General features: G+C 77.4%; 5 protein-coding genes. All 5 read right to left on the bottom strand.

The window, feature by feature from the left end; genetic code table 11:
- Window positions 1-198: 198 nt before the first annotated feature.
- From ACQP12_RS19155 to ACQP12_RS19135, 5 genes are read right to left on the bottom strand one after another with little or no spacing between them, the layout of a single operon-like run.
- Window positions 199-1,827 (bottom strand): hypothetical protein, encoded by a 1,629-nt coding sequence (locus ACQP12_RS19155; RefSeq protein ID WP_433280683.1) that lies wholly within the window; start codon window positions 1,825-1,827, stop codon window positions 199-201.
- Entirely contained in the window at window positions 1,824-3,620 is a 1,797-nt protein-coding gene (locus tag ACQP12_RS19150) for a hypothetical protein (RefSeq protein WP_433280681.1), read from the bottom strand. Before ACQP12_RS19150 ends, ACQP12_RS19155 begins: the two co-directional genes overlap by 4 nt.
- A 41-nt stretch (window positions 3,621-3,661) precedes the next feature.
- Entirely contained in the window at window positions 3,662-5,503 is a 1,842-nt protein-coding gene (locus ACQP12_RS19145; RefSeq protein ID WP_433280679.1) for a hypothetical protein, read from the bottom strand.
- The gene (locus tag ACQP12_RS19140) at window positions 5,500-10,011 is read right to left on the bottom strand and encodes a hypothetical protein (protein ID WP_433280677.1); all 4,512 of its coding nucleotides are present in this window, start codon (window positions 10,009-10,011) and stop codon (window positions 5,500-5,502) included. Before ACQP12_RS19140 ends, ACQP12_RS19145 begins: the two co-directional genes overlap by 4 nt.
- On the bottom strand, window positions 10,008-14,813 hold the full coding sequence (locus ACQP12_RS19135; protein WP_433280675.1) for a hypothetical protein: 4,806 nt from the start codon (window positions 14,811-14,813) through the stop codon (window positions 10,008-10,010). The genes ACQP12_RS19140 and ACQP12_RS19135 overlap by 4 nt, the downstream gene beginning before the upstream one ends.
- Window position 14,814: the final 1 nt, after the last annotated feature.

Below are 14,814 nucleotides of genomic sequence, written 5' to 3'. Positions count from 1 at the left end.
CGGCGGCGCGAACTCGCCGGCGGGGTCTGCGTCCACTGTCGAAACCCCAGGTCACCTGGGGCAACACCTGAGTCGGTTATCAGCGCCACGCCGATCCGGGCGGCTGCCGCGGCCCGCCGATCGTGTGGGCCGCCCGCCGACCGGCCGGTCGGCCCGAGCACTGGCGGAGCCGGCCACTCCGCCGCCCGTGCCGCCCGCTCACCCGATCGGACGAGCCGCCAGATCGACCAGCGCGGCCCGCAGCGCGGCGGTCAGCTCCTCGCCGGAGACCCCGGAGGCGTGCGCCGGCAGCGCGGCGAGCACCCGCGCCGCCACCGCGTCGGCGAGCGCGTCGACCTCTCCCAAGGCACGCGGGAGCCCGGCGGGCGCGACGTCGGCCGGTCGCGGCTCGGGCAGCCGGGCCAGCGTCGCCCGGACCGGGGCCGGGTCGCCGGCCTGCCCGGCCACGGCCTCGCCGATGACCCGGACGGTCTGCAGGATCTCGTTGAGCACCTTGAGCGTGGACATGTCCTTCGGGATGCCCCCGCCGACGTACTGCCAGGGCAGCGCGCGCAGCTGGGGCGCCACCGCCGGGTCCTTGAGCAGCGCCAGGAACCGCGCGGCGTCGGACCCGGCCTCCTCGACCAGGCCCCACGGCCGCTGGTCCCGCTCGGCGGCCTCGGTGGACCGGATGCCCAGGTGCAGCCGGTCGCGGCCCGGGTCGGCGCCGGCGTACGGCCGCCGGGTCCAGCCGTCGTCGGCGCGGGCGGTGGCGCCGGCGTGGATCCAGTGCTCCGCCGACGGGTGCCGCTGGAACGCGGCGAGCAGCGCCGCGGTGTCCACGCCGGTGATGTCCACGTCGAGCGCGTCGACGGCGCCCCGCGCGTTGGGCCGGTGGTCGGCGTGGTGGGTCGCGTCGACCACGGTGCGGGTGGCGCCCGGCCAGCGCCGGGTCAGCTCGGCGCGCAGCGTCTCCAGGGCCGGGGCGAGCCGGCGGGGCGCGGCCGCCTCGGCGGCGATCAGCTCCCGCAGCGCCTGCTGCTCGGTCTTCCGTTCGGTGAGGTCGCCCTCGTCCCGGTGGTAGTGCGACCAGACCTGGCAGCCGTTCGCCTTCGCCCAGGCGTGCATCCGCCGGTACCAGGCGGCGCACCGGCTGCCGTCGGCGTCCAGGTCGGCCGGGTAGCCGCCCGCTGTGGTGATCCGCGGGTGGTTGATCTCGGCGATGCCCCACGGCTTCCCGGTGGCCCGGGACAGCTCCAGCATGATCGCCAGGGCGGAGGCGGGCTCCTCGTAGGTGGCGGGGCGGAACGGGTTGCGGGCGGTCGGGTCGTACGGGTACCAGTCGGCGAGGACCAGGTCCACGGCGTCGGCCTCGTGCTCGGGCCACCAGGTGCGCCAGTCGTTGACCCGGCGTCCGGCGGCGTCGACCCGGCGTACCCATTGCAGGGTCCAGCAGACCGCGAGCCGCAACCGGCCGTCGAGCCGGGCGGGATGGTCGCCCACCTGCTTGCGGGTGCGGGTCCACGAGGTGCGGAACGTGGCCGGGGCCGGGTCGCCGCCGGTCTGCTGCTCCGGCTCGTGGTGCGGCACCAGGATCAGCCGGCCGGTGCGGCCGGTGGTCTGCCAGGCGGCGACGAACGCGGCGGCGTCCACCTCCGGGTCCTTGTGCGACACGATCACGTCGGCGTCGGCGGGCGCCTGGGCCAGCCGTTGCCGCTGGTCGGTCCAGGCCGCCGCGGGCAGCCCGTCGCCCGGCCCGAAGAAGATCCGCACGCAACTCGTCCCCGGGTAGGTGCCGACCATCGCGGTCACGGTGCGGGTGCCCGGGCACCAGCCGGTCGGCATCATGCCGGCACCTCCACGGCGAGCGGCTCCAGGTCGGCGCGGATCGCGGTGACCTGCCAGCAGAAGGCGTGCGAGGCGGGGGAGCCGTCGATTGTGCGGACCCGGAACGCCCCGTCCCGGACCCGGCCGGCGGCCAGCGCCGAGACCGGCTCGTCGTCCTCGAAGACCGGGGTGAGCTGCACGGTCCGCCCCTCCGCCCGGGTCAGCGCCTCGAAGTACGCGGGCAGCTCCACCGTGGCCGCGCCGTTCTCCAGGCGGCCCTCGCCCCGGTAGTAGACGCCGTTCTCCGGCCCCTCCAGCGCGGCGTGGATGAGCTGCCGGCGCTGCGCGGCGTCCGGCGCGTCCAGCGGGTGGTCGATCGCGAACTGCTTCGACTTGCCCTTGATGACGCCGGTGCCGGCGTTGAGGCTGATGGTGTAACCGGTGGACTCCCGGCCCAGGTAGATGGCGGCGGAGGCGAACAGGTCGAAGGTGCTGACGCCGCCGCCGCTCCACGAGGCGATCGGCGGGGTGTCGGCGCCCGCCACGAGCGTGCCGGTGACCCGGACGTCGCCGCCGAAGGAGCCGCGCTTCTCGACGAAGAGGGAGCCGCTGTCGTTGCCGGCGACCCCGCCGAAGCCGACGTAGACGCCGGCGGCGTTGAGCAGGTGCAGGCGTTCCGGGCCGCCGATGTGCAGGCGGGTGCCGCCGTTGATCCAGCTCCAGTTCGGCAGGTTGAGGTGGCCGTTCACCCACGCGCTGCCCTGGACGGTGAAGTCGCCGTTGCCGCTGCCGTCCTTGACCACGCTGACCCCGCCGGTGGCCCGCAGGCCGAGCGCGCCCTCGGCGACCACCGACAGCCCGCCGCGCCCGCGCAGGGTGGCCGCCTTCAGCTCCTTGACGGCCAGGTCGGCGTACGGCTTGCTGCCCTCGGTGTAGGCCAGGTTCGGGCCGTCGGCGCTCCGGTCGACCAGCTCGAAGCCCTTGCCCGCACGGAACGAGAACTGGGCGTGCTGCACACCCGGCCCCCAGAAGCCCAGCGCGCTGACCACCTGCCCGGCGCCGACGTTGACGCCCTCCATGCTGCCCAGGTGCAGCATTCCGCCGCCGATGCGCAGCCGGTCCGCGCCGTACTGGGTGAACGCGATCAGGTCGTCGGGGTCGTTGTTGTTGGCGATCCGCAGGATCGTGTTCTCCCCGCTGTACGGCCAGTAGCGGACGTACGCCTCGTCGCCGGAGCCGCCGCCCGGGTCGGTGGGGAACGTGATGCCGGCCTGCGACCCGGCGCCCACGGCCGGCACGATCGCGCCGACCGGCACCCGCAGCCCGGCGACCTGCCGGCCGGTGCCCTGCACGGTGACCGTCCCGCCGGTGCGGGTCACCTTGCCGAGCAGCACCGCGTGCGCCGTGTCGGTGGGGGCGGTCGCGCTGACCTTGACCAGCCCCTCCTCGGTCCACCGGGTCTCCGCGGCCACGCCGCCCTCGTCGCGCCGGTCGGTCAGGAACTCGTGGTACTCGATCCAGACGAAGAAGGTGCCGTCGCCGGGAAGCGCGCTGCGCCGGTTGTCCGGCAGCACGATCACGTTGCCGTCGCCGTCGATCGCCACGCCCTGGCCGACCGTCACGTCGCTGCCGGTGGCGGTGAGATCGAGGCCGCTGACCACGCCCATCGGGCGCAGCAGCCGGGCGGCCAGGTTCTGCCGGGCCAGCAGGTAGTCCAGCGCCTGGGTGAGGTCGTCGGCGCGCAGGTATTCGTAGTCGTAGTACCGGGGCCGCGCCATCGGCAGCGGCAGGTCCTTCTTCCAGATGATCGTCATGAGCAGTTCTCCGCTGTCTGTGTCGGTCGCGGGCGGAATGGTCAGCGCGGTTGGACGGTGTCGTAGCGCAGGCCGCTGGAGACCTCGCCCGCGCCGGTGTGCCGGGTACGGCCGAGCCAGAGGTGCACCGACCCGTCGGCCCACCGGGCCAGCTGCCAGCGACGCAGCAGCCGGCTGCCGGCGCGGGGCACCTCCTCCTCGGGGAAGGCCAGCTCGACGAGACGGCCGTCCCGCTCGCGCCAGTCGAGCAGCCGGCTGTAGCCGGTCACCGCGACCGGCGCGCCGTCCCGGTTCGGCTGTTGCAGGGGCACCCGGCGCAGCCGGACCACATCGGGGCGGTCCTGCGTCGGACCGGGCAGCAGCGGCACCCAGTTCTCCGGCACGGTGGTGGCAAAGGCGTACGACAGCGCCGGCACGTCCGCGTCGGGGTCGGCCGGCGGGCGCGGCGGCACGGCGGCCCGGCCCACCTGGGCGGTCCGGTCGATCGGCCGGCCGGTGGCGCCGGTGACCGTCCGCTCGATGGCCCAGGCCAGGTTGGCCGTCTCGTCCCGGCCGAGCCGGACCTCCTCCACGGGCGCCGAGTCCAGGGTGCCAGCCGCGGTGGCCGGCAGGACAAGCACGTCGGCGGTCCCGCCGCCGGTGGCCCCGGCCGGGCGGAACAGGGCGACGCCCTCGGGGGCGGCCGGCACCAGCGTCTGGGTGCCGAAGGTGTCGGTGACCAGCAACGAGCGCACCCGGGTGGCCGAGCCGACCGGCAGTTCCAGCGGGAGCAGGAAGTGGTCGTTGGCGTAGACCAGGCCGTACTCCAGCACGAACATGCGGGCCAGGTCGCCCGCGCCGGCGCCGACGCCGGCCAGGTTGACCCGGGCGTCCTCCAGCTCCCAGAACCGGGTGGACGGCATGCCGGCGTACGCGACCGGGGTGGGCAGCAGCACCTTCACCACGTCCTGGACGGCCGGCCGGGCCTCCAGCGTGGTGCCCGGCTCGTGGTCGAAGTGGTACCAGTCCAGCCGGTTTCCGTCGTACTCGTGGGCGGTGAGGACCAGTTCGGCCCGCCCGTCGTGCGCGGCGACGGCCGCCTCGTGCTCCAGCCGTTCCCGTAGCCACGCCGGCCCCTCCAGCCCGGGGGTGCTGTACAGCGGCGTGAAGTCGGCCGGCGGCCACGGCGGCGCGGCCGGCCGGGTGCCGCCGGGCGCCAGCACGGCGGGCAGTTGCAGCAGGTAGCCGGGGCGGGGACCGGTGGGCCGCGCGGGGACGCCCAGCCAGGCGTACCAGTCGGCGACGGCCCGGTCCACGGCGGCGGCGAGCGCCGCCGGCACCGCGACCTCGCGGGCGAACCGACCCTCGGCGCAGGCCCGCAGGGCCAGGTCCCCGTGCGGCACCCGGCCCGCGGCGATGCGCAGGTAGCCGACGGTCTCCGGGTCGGCCGCCGAGGCGCCGTCGGGCGGGCTCGCCGGCACCGGGTACGCCGCGCACACCCGGCCGGCCAGTTCGCCGGCCCCGGCGGCGGCCAGCAGCCGCAGCAGTTGCTGGCCGCTCTCCACGGCGTGGCGCAGGTCCCCGGCGGTCGCCGCGGGCTCCCGCTCCACCAGCGCCTCCCACGGCACCCCGGCGGGCAGCCCCACCGCACCGGCGTACGGGCCGGGCCGGTAGCGGGTGAACGGCGCGACCTCGGCGTGCACCCGGGCGGTGACCGGGGAGCCGGCGTCCTCACCGGTGAACTCGCCGAGCTGCCACTGCCGGGCGAGCAGCCAGAGCGGGTCGGCGATCCGGGCGTCCACGGCCGGTGCCAGGTCGGCCCGCCGGGTCCGCGGCTCCAGCCGGGTCCAGGTGGTGACCGACGGCGGATCGGTGACCGTGAGCTGCTCTTCGACGGTCGTCATCGAACCTCCTGTCCGCCCTGCGGCGTCAACGTCGCGTCCGGCACGAAGTCGGTGGTGGTCGTGGACTCGGCCACGTTGGTGGGGAAGTAGAGAGCGGGCAGGAACTGCCCGGCCGCGCCGAGCGAGTCCAGGTCGACGGCCCGGGCCAGAGCCAGGTCCAGCGCCTCGTCCAGCACCTGGACGAGGCCCGCCGGCTGCCAGGTCGTGGCGCCCTGCGAGGCCAGGCCGAGCAGCACGGCCTGCGGGGCGGCCGCGCCGGGCGCGTCGTACTCGAACGTGAGCCCGGTCTGCACCTTCTCGGCCGGCACCACCTCGGTCCACTCGTCGACCACGACGCCCTGCACGGGTCGGGTCGGGTCGATCCCGCCGGGGGCGACCACGACGAGCGACAGCGGTTCGGTGCCGGCCTTCGGCGCCGCCTCGCCGACCCAGCGGTCGCCCGGGACGTACGGCAGCTGCGCCACCGTGACCGTGGCGGGCACCTTCACGACGCCCCCGGCATCGAGCGCGTCGGCGCTGGTGAGCACCTCCTGGAGCCGGCCGACGGCGGGGCGGACCCGCCCGTAGCGGGACAGCCAGCGGCGTACCGGATGGGGTGTTCCGCCCTGGAGCGCGTCGCTGGCGGCCAGGGCGGTGGCCAGCTGGGCCGGCTCCGGCGCGAGCGCCTTGGGGAGCACCGGCAGGTCGGGGCCGAGCAGGGCGCGCAGCCGGGCGATCTGGGCCTCAAGGCGGCGGGCCGGCGGGGCGGCGGGCCGGTCGAAGTCGGTGGCCGGATCGCAGGTGCAGCCGCCGGGCGGGCAGGGGATGCGGTCGTGCAGGTCGGCGACGACCCGGCAGTGCCCGGCGAGCCGGCGGTCCAGCTCGAACCGGGCGGTGGCGGCGGTGTCCGCGACCGCACCCGCCGCGCCCAGCCGGGCGGGCGGCGGCACCGCGCCGACGACGCCGAGGCCCGCGGCCACGGTGAGCAGAGTCCGGGCGGTCGGCTCGTCCCAGCCGGCCGCGTCGGGCGCCGGCAGCGCGGCCAGCCCCGCGGCGGTCTGCCGGGCCGCCTGCCAGGTCTCGTCGGCCTGCGCCCTGGTGGTGGCGTCCATCTGGGGCGGCACCGACGGGTCGACGCCGAGGTCGGCGGCGGCCGCCGGGCGGGACCGGCCGAACAGGTCGCGCAGCACGGTGACCGCGTGCAGGAACTCGGCGAGGCTGATCCGCTCCAGCGGCCAGCCGGGGTCCCGGTCGTAGTCCAGTTCGAGGGTCCAGTCGTCGCCGACGTCGGCCGGGCGCAGCGGGCCCCAGGCGTCCAGCGCGATCCGCCGGTCCAGCTCGGCGTCGTCGGGCCGGCCGGGGTGCGGCGGCGCGGCCAGCAGGTCCACCGCAGGAATCTGCATCCGGTCCAGGCTGGCCGGCCGCCAGACGGTGGCGGTGACCCCGTCCGGTGCGTGCCACCGGTAGCGCCAGAACACCCGGAACGAGGGCGGCAGCAGCATGCTGGCGAGGGCGTCCAGGGCGGCACCGGCGAGCCGTGGGTGGTGGCCGCGGGCGGCCGGCCAGTCCTGGCGGAGCCGGTCGAAGCGGGTGTCCACGTTGACCAGCAGCAGCACCCGGTGGGTCAGTGCCGTCCCGGTCGCCGGGGTGCGGGTGACGTGCAGCTCAGGTGGGTTGGTGGCCGCGCCGGAGGCGGCGTCCACGGCCGCGGCCGCCCGGTTCGCGTCGCCCAGGGCGAGCTGGTGCACGCTCTCGGCGAGCAGCGTGTCGGAGACCGCGTCGACCGCGTCGGCCAGGTCGGCGAGCACGTCCCGGACGGCGGCGCGTTCGCCGGCCGGCCGGGCCGCCAGCCAGCCGTCGAGCCCGCCGGCGGTGTGCAGCCGGTGCAGCTCCAGGCCGTCCACGGTGGCCGTCGACTCGACGGTGACCGTGACCCGGGTGCGGCCGTCGTCGGCGGGGTCCACCCGGTGCGCGCGGACCGGGGCGAGCCGGCGCAGCGCCGGCAGCAACTGGTCCCACGGGCCGGCGGGGTGGTCGTGCAGGCCGCGCTCGAAGCGGTAGCCGAGCAGCGCGCCGAGGCTCTGCCCGGCGCGGACACCGTCGAGGAGCTGTTCGGCGAGGCGGACCCGGCGGGAGGAGAGTTCCACAGCGAGGGCCCGGTCGCCGCCGTGGCTGCGCGACGCGCTGCGCAGCACCGCGGCGGTCACCGCCTGCGCGGGGGAGGGCGCGTGCACGTGGCCGGCCCCGGCGGGGGCGAGCGGCAGGGTCGGCGGGGCCACCGACTCCGGAATGTCCGCCGGCCGGGCCACCATGGTCGGCTTGCCGGCCGGCGCCAGGTCGACCACCCAGCCGTAGCCGCCGACGTGCACGCCGGGCGCCGGGCCGGCGGTCACCTGGGCGAGCCGGCGGGTGGCCAGCGAGGTGATCCAGGCGTCCAAACGGTGGCTGGCCAGCCCGAGCGTGCCGGCCACGTGCCGGTGCAGGTCGGCGGCGGACAGGCCGGCGTCGAGGGCGTCGCGCAGCCCGGTCAGCGCGGTGCGGAAGTCCCGCAGGTCGGCGGTCGCCCGCACCTGCCGGGGGTCCGCCGAGGTGCCGGCCAGGTAGGCGGCGACGGTCTGGTCGGTGCCGGGCACCGGCAGGGCGAGCCGCCGGCGCAGCACGGGGGTGCGCTCGCGCGGGCGGATGTCGACCAGCTCCGGCTCGGGCAGCTCGGCCACGCCGGGCAGGTTCGCCTCGGCGGCGAAGGCATCCGCGGCGGCCGAGTGCTCGGCGATCAGGGCCGCCCGCAGCAGCCGGTGGAACAGCGGCACCGGCCCGTCACCGGGGGTGGCCGGCACCTCGTCGCCGCGCAGCCCGACCGCGGCCAGCGCGTCCAGGTACGCCCGCACCCGCCCGGCCCGGGGCGCGCCCGGCCCGTCCAGCAGCGGGGTGCCCAGCGCGTACGCCTGCTTCGCGAAGACCGCCAGGGACAGCCGCGGGTCGGTGGGGCCGCCCAGCCCGAGCGCCGCGAGCAGGTCCCGGGCCGGTTCGACCACCTGCTCCCGCCAGTCCGGGCCGAGACCCAGCCGGGCGAAGCGCCACAGCCAGCTCACGTACTCGTTGCCGAGCATGCTGCGGGCCCGTACCTCCAGCACGCGGGCGTCGGTGCCGAGGATCTCCAGCAGGGTGGCCTCCGGGTCGGCCAGGCCCGGCACGATGCGCGGCACCGGGGAGGCGAGCCAGACCTTGCGCCACAGGTTGGTGAGCAGCGCGACGGCCTTCGCCTCGCCCGGGCCGGCCGGCTGCCAGTCCCGCAGGCTGGCCACCGGCAGCAGCCCGTACGGCTGCCGGCCGATCCGCAGCGTCGGCAGCGGACCCTCGGCGTGGACGTGCTCCACGAAGTGCGCGCGGACCGCGGCCCGCTCGGCCGGGGTGGCCACCGGCAGCAGGTGGCGCAGCAGGCTCCCGAAGCTGGCCGGCCAGAGCAACCGGCGGACCAGCCGCCCGGCGGGCCGGTCGACGGCCGTGGCGCCGCCGCCCCGGGCCAGTCCGGTGGGTGCGCCGGCGCGGGCCGGGGCCCGGCGGGCGGCGGCGACGGCGTCGTCCGGCGCGGCGGTCAGCGGGACGCCCAACGCGGCGGCGGCCAGCGCGGCGGCCGCCTCCGGCGCGGCGGCCCCGGCGGCGCTGTCCGCGGTGGACACGGCCCCGGCGGTCGGCGCGGCGGCCGGCGCGTCCGTGCCGGTGTTGTTGGTCGGGCTGTCGGGCGCGAGGAAGGCCAGCCCGTCGGTGGCGGCGTGCGCCTCCAGCAGCCGGGCCAGCGCGCGGGCCGACCCGGCCGGGCCGGTGGCGGCGTCGAGGCCGAACACCACCAGCCGCTCGATCCGCTCCGGCTCGCCCTTGGCGTCGAGGGGCACGGTCACGGTGAACGCCATCCCGGCGGCCTTGGCGGCGGCGAAGTCCACCGTCCAGCGCATCCCGGCGTCGATCGGCAGCGCCTCGTCCGAGGGGTCGATGGTGCCGGCCGCGGTGTCGGGCACCGGGCTGGGGCCGACCGCCAGGTCCCGGGTCACCGGGTCGGAGGTGCCGCTGAACAGCCTGCCGCCGGCGGTGCGGCCGACCGCGTACCACTGGGTGGGCAACAGTCGGGCCCGCGCCGGCTCGCACCAGGGGCCGGTGCGGGTCAGCGGGTCGGGGAAGACCCCGCCGACCGGTTCGAGGACCCGGGCGATCCAGCCGGCCCGGGGCGCGCCGAAGCGGCGGACCAGGTCGGTCCAGGCCGCCTCGTCCGGGGTCCCGGTCGGCCCGTCCGGCAGCCCGTCCCCCCAGTACGCCCGGCCGGCCGCGATCTCCTCGGCGGTCAGCCCGGGCTCGTGGTCGTCCACGTGGATCTGGTCCGGGTAGACGCGGATCTTCAGGGTGGCGCCGGCGAAGCGGGTCTCCAGGCGTACCGGCAGCAGGACGGCCGGGGCGGCGGCGGTCAGCGTCCACGGGGTCGCGGTCAGCGCGCCGGACAGCGGCGGCCGGTCGGCGGCGTACGTCGAGGTGCTCATGACTGGCTCTCCGGCGTCGGTAGCAGGTCGCTGGCATGGCGGGCCAGGAGGACGGGTCGTTGCAGCACCGCGCGGGCGGTGTCGGCGGCGTTGCGGCCCTGCCGGGCGGCGAACACCACCGCGTCCGGGGGCGGCGGGTCACCGGTGAGGTCCACCCCGAAGCGGGGCGCGGCGGGCTGCTCGCGGAGCACGAAGAAGTGCCCGGCCGACCCGTCGGCCTGGCGGCTCGCCCCACGGGCCACCTCGGCGGTGTACGGGAAGCCGAACAGCAGCAGGTCGGGGGAGAGCCAGGCGTTGAAGATGGGCAGCACGTCCGGCCCGGTCGGGGTGCGCTCCTCGGGGCCGGTCCAGGTGGCCGCTCGCATGGTGACCACGGTGGACGGGTAGCGGCGCAGCAGTTCGCCGCGGATGACCAGCACCAGCGACTGCTCGCCCGGCGCGCCGACCGCGGTGAGGTGGCTGCCCAGCGGCCCGTTGCGCCAGGCCGGGTCGGTCAGTGGCGGGATGTCGGTCAGCGGCGCGCCCGCGGACACCGCGCCGCGTACGTCCCAGAACTGCCGGAACCAGGTCTGCTTCGGGTCGGCGGGGAACTCCCGCCACAGCATCTCCCGGCTCATCTCGTGGTTGAGCCCGACCAGGAACGCCTCGATGAAGCGCGGGTTGGCGGCCAGCGCGGTCATCGTCTCGGGCGCGACGGCCGGCAGGTTCGGCACCACGTGCTCCTGGGACAGCCCGCGCAGCAGCTCGTAGGCGGGTACGTCGAAGGTGACCCCGGCGAGAAGCCGGCGCAGCGGGTCGCCGCTGTCCGGCAGGGCGTCGACGAGGTCGCCGTCGCCGAGGGTGAGCCCGGCCAGCACCTCGCCGGCCACGGCGGTCTCCGGGCGGACCGTCTCGCGGACCGCCGCGGCTGCCTCGTCCAGCGCTACGGGGGCCGGGTGGTGGTCGCGGGCCAGCGCCTGGGCCGGGGCGAGGCGGCCCTGGTGGTTGGCGGCCGCGGCCATGAAGTCGTCGCCCATCTTCGCCCGGTCGGCGACCAGGTCGGCGCGCAGGTCCGCGATGGTGACCGCGCAGCCCTTGGCGCCCGCGTCGCCGGCGCCGGTAGCCGTGAGGGCGGCGGTCCAGCTCACCGGGACACCGTCCGGGTCGAGGTCGAAGGCGGCCCGCCAGGTGAGGGTGGCGCCCTTGCGCCGGGCCACCACGAGGTCGGGACGGCGGGTGCCCGTGATGTCGGCGACCGCCACGCCGGCCCCGTCCGCGGTCGCGAAGGCCGCCTCGTCCGGCACCGGCCGCGCGACGGTCCACCCGCCGACGACCCGGCCCCGCCGGTTGACGCCCCTCCCGGTGAGGTAACGGGCCACCGGCGCGCCGCCCACCGCACCGGTGGCGAAGACCAGCAGGTCGGGCGTCTGGTCGCCGGTCAGGTCCACCACGTCGATCCCGACCGCGTTGACGCTGCCGAGCTGCATCGGGGTGGGCAGCGAGTCGGTCCAGCCGTCGGCGACCGCGCCGGTCTCGTCCAGCCGCCAGCCGACCCGGTAGAACACCTGGTTGTCGGTGCGGCCGGCGCGGTTCACCGCGTACGCCACGATCAGCTCGGGCCGGCCGTCGCCGTCCAGGTCGGCCAGGGCCACGTCGAGCCCGGCGGCCTCGGCGCTGACCGGGTCGGGCAGCTCGTACGGGCCGGTCCAGCCGCCGGCCGCCGCCCCTTTCGCGTCCGCCTCGCGGCCGATCCAGTACGCGATCCGGCGGGTGCCGGCCGTCGTTCCGGGCAGCAGCGCGGCGGTGACCAGGGTGGGCCGGGCGGTGGGCAGAACGGCGCCCAGGGTGGTGGCGGTGGACAGGGCGACCGCCGGGACGGCCGGCCCGTCCACCGCGGCGGTGAGCGCCGGCTCGCGCACCGCGCCGTCCTCGGTGAGGCTGTGCGCGACCTGGGTACGCGGCCGGCTGCCGGCGCCCTGGGTGACGGTGTGGGTGAAGACGAGCGAGGACAGCAGCCCCACCTTCGGGGCGAACCGCACGTGCGCCGGCGCGGGCGCGTCGGCCGGTCCGCTTCCCCGCGGGTCGGCCGGGGTGCCGTGATCGACCCAGGCGGTCGGCCGCGGATAGGCCCAGCGCCAGGAGGTGAGCCGGCCGTCGCCCGTCACCGCGAAGAGCTCGCCGTCGCGCGAGTCGCCGACCAGCGGCCCGGGCCGGTGCGCGCCGAACCCGCCGGCCGGCACCTGCGTGGTCTCGGTGCGCCAGCCCCAGAGGAACCGTTCCTGCCCGTCGTGGTACCAGAGGTAGCGGGTCATGAGGCGCACGTCCGCCGGGTTGGTGGCGCTGACCGTGAGCGTGGCGATGCCCGGTTCCTCCTCGTTGCCGAACGGGGGCGCGTCCTGGGCCAGCGAGATCACCCGCCGGCCCTCCGGCACGGGATCGTGCTGCTGGGTGGCGTCGCCGCCGTACAGCGACACGAGCTGGCCGGCCGGGGTGACGTACTCGATGGCCCGCCGGTTGTCGGGGTGGACGTGCTCGGCGGCCGGCGAGCCCCAGATCGGCGGGCCGGGGATCAGCCGCCACTGCGTCCCGTACCCGAACAGCCGATTGCTGCTGGTGGCGACGAGCACGCCGGCGAAGGACGGCCGGGGGGTGCCCCAGAGCCGCTCGTTGCCGCCGACCGGGGTGCCCAGCGAGGTCCAGGAGCGGGCGGCCGGGTCGAACCGCCACAGCGCGGTGTCGCCGCCGAGCACATAGATCAGCCCGCCGCCGGCCGCGGGGCGGCTGTGCACGCCGCCGGCCGGGCCCCCGCAGTCCGCCCACACCCACCGGTCCCCGTCCCAGCTCCGCTCGAACAGGCGGCTGTCGCGGGTCCGCACGTAGACCCGGCCGGGGGCCAGGACGGCGCCGGAGGTGGCGACCGCGGTGCCGGGCGGGGCGCCGTGGTCCCGCCACACCCAGCGGTCCGGGCCGAGCCGGCGCCGCTCGAACAGCCGGCCGTCGGCCGCGCCGACGAAGAACCGGTCTCCGGCGAGCAGGTCACCGCCGTTGGTGACGACCCGGGTGACCGGGTCGTCGGCGGCCAGTGCGGCGGCCGGGGCGGCAAGGCCGCGCACGCCGGTACCGCCGGTGTGCCACCACGGGTTCGCGGCGGCCGCCTCGATCACCGCCCGGGTCAGGTCGCCCACCCCGCGCCCGTCGTTGACCAGCGTGTCGAGCACGGCGCCGCCGGCCGGCACCCGGGCGGCGGGGACCGCGCTGGCGCCGCCGGCCAGCCGGGTCAGCGTCGCGGCCCCGTCGGTGTCGACCCGCCGGGCGAGGGGGCCGCGCGGGCGCAGCAGCCGGCGCACCGACGCCGAGGTGGCCGCCGCCGCGCCCGGGTTGCCGGCGAGGCGCTGGTCCAGCGGCTCGGCGGTGTCGGCCGCCAGCCCCGGCTGCGACACCTCGACCAGGTCGTGCACCGGCCGGGTGAGGGCGACCAGCCGGTCGTCGCCGACCGTCGCGCCGGGCGCGTCCGGGTCGACCCGGCGGGCGTACAGGGCCTCGGCGGTGTCGCGGGCGGCCTGGCCGCGGCGCAGCTGCTCGTTGGCCTCGCGGATCTCGGCGGCCCGCTGCCAGGCGGCCGCCGCCAGGTCCTCCTGGTGCCGCTGCACGACCTGGGTGCCGAGCGCGGCGGCGGCGCGGTGCCGCGGATCGAGGTTCAGCCCGGCCAGCCAGCGCGGTTCGGCGCCGGGCGCGGGGAGCTGGGTCTCCTGGCTGTGCAGGTCGCCGTAGAGCGGCGGGGTGAGCCGGTCGGCGGAGTGCCGCAGCAGCCCGGTCAGGGCGCCCTGCCAGGCGGCGCGGACGTCGTCGGCCCAGGCGGTCGGGGCCATCGCGGGCGAGGCCAGCGCGCCCTCGAAGCCGAGCACCGAGCGGCCCTCGACGCCCTCCTGCGCCTGCGCCGGCAGGCCACCGCCGGGCGCGGCGATGTCCACCGGCTGCCGGCCGACGTCCGCCGGCAGCGGCCGGGCCCGCAGTCGGCGCGCGAGGGACTCGAAGTCGCCGTCCGGCCCGGTGCGGAAGGTCCAGTGGTGGTAGACGGGCAGCAGCACGGCGTCGTCCGGGCCGGGCTGCGCCGACCCGGGTCCCCAGGCCGGGGCGAGGGGACCGCTGTCCGCCACGGGCTCGCCGAGTCCGGCCCGTACGCCCGCCTCGAACGCCGGGACCACGGCGGCCAGGTACTCGGCGCCGGCAGCGAGCCGGCGGGGGCAGACCAGCCGGGACAGGGTCCGCTCCGGCGCGTTGGCGATCACCGCGGCGACGTCCTCGTCCTCGGTGCTGACCAGCACCTGGGCGTGCGCCCACGCCCACGACTCGGCCAGCGCCGGCAGGTGGCGGACGGTGGTGGCCAGCCGGGGCAGCGCCTGGCCGGCCTCGGTGCGCAGTTCGCCGCCGCCGTCCACCGGCACGACGACCAGCACCAGCCAGGGTCGCAGCCCGCCGTTGGCGTCCGGCCGGGCCGGGGTGTAGAGCCAGGGCAGGTCGGGGCGGTCGAACTCGACGGCCGCGAACATCGACACCTCGACGTTCTCCGCGCCCGGGGCCGGGAAGCTGCGGATGACCTCGTCGGGGTCGACGCCGACCACGTCGCCGGGGCCGTGCAGCAGCGCGGTCGAGGTGCCGGTGATTTCCCGGGTCGTCCCGGTCGCGGTCTCGGTGCCCAGCGCGGTGACGGTCAGGTCGACCGCGGCGCGGGCCCGTGGCAGCGCCCCGGCGAGCGGGTCGGTGTCGGCGACCACGCGGGCGACGCCGTCGCGTACCCAGGGCAGGAAGCGCAGGCCACCCATG

It is taken from the genome of Micromonospora sp. CA-244673 (assembly GCF_050948395.1).
Classification (GTDB): domain Bacteria; phylum Actinomycetota; class Actinomycetes; order Mycobacteriales; family Micromonosporaceae; genus Micromonospora.
This window is presented reverse-complemented; position numbering and strand designations above follow the sequence as displayed.

Coding starts and splice junctions, on each gene's coding strand:
- ACQP12_RS19155 (WP_433280683.1), bottom strand. CDS start 1,827: ATGATGCCGACCGGCTGGTGCCCGGGCACCCGCACCGTGACCGCGATG.
- ACQP12_RS19150 (WP_433280681.1), bottom strand. CDS start 3,620: ATGACGATCATCTGGAAGAAGGACCTGCCGCTGCCGATGGCGCGGCCC.
- ACQP12_RS19145 (WP_433280679.1), bottom strand. CDS start 5,503: ATGACGACCGTCGAAGAGCAGCTCACGGTCACCGATCCGCCGTCGGTC.
- ACQP12_RS19140 (WP_433280677.1), bottom strand. CDS start 10,011: ATGAGCACCTCGACGTACGCCGCCGACCGGCCGCCGCTGTCCGGCGCG.
- ACQP12_RS19135 (WP_433280675.1), bottom strand. CDS start 14,813: ATGGGTGGCCTGCGCTTCCTGCCCTGGGTACGCGACGGCGTCGCCCGC.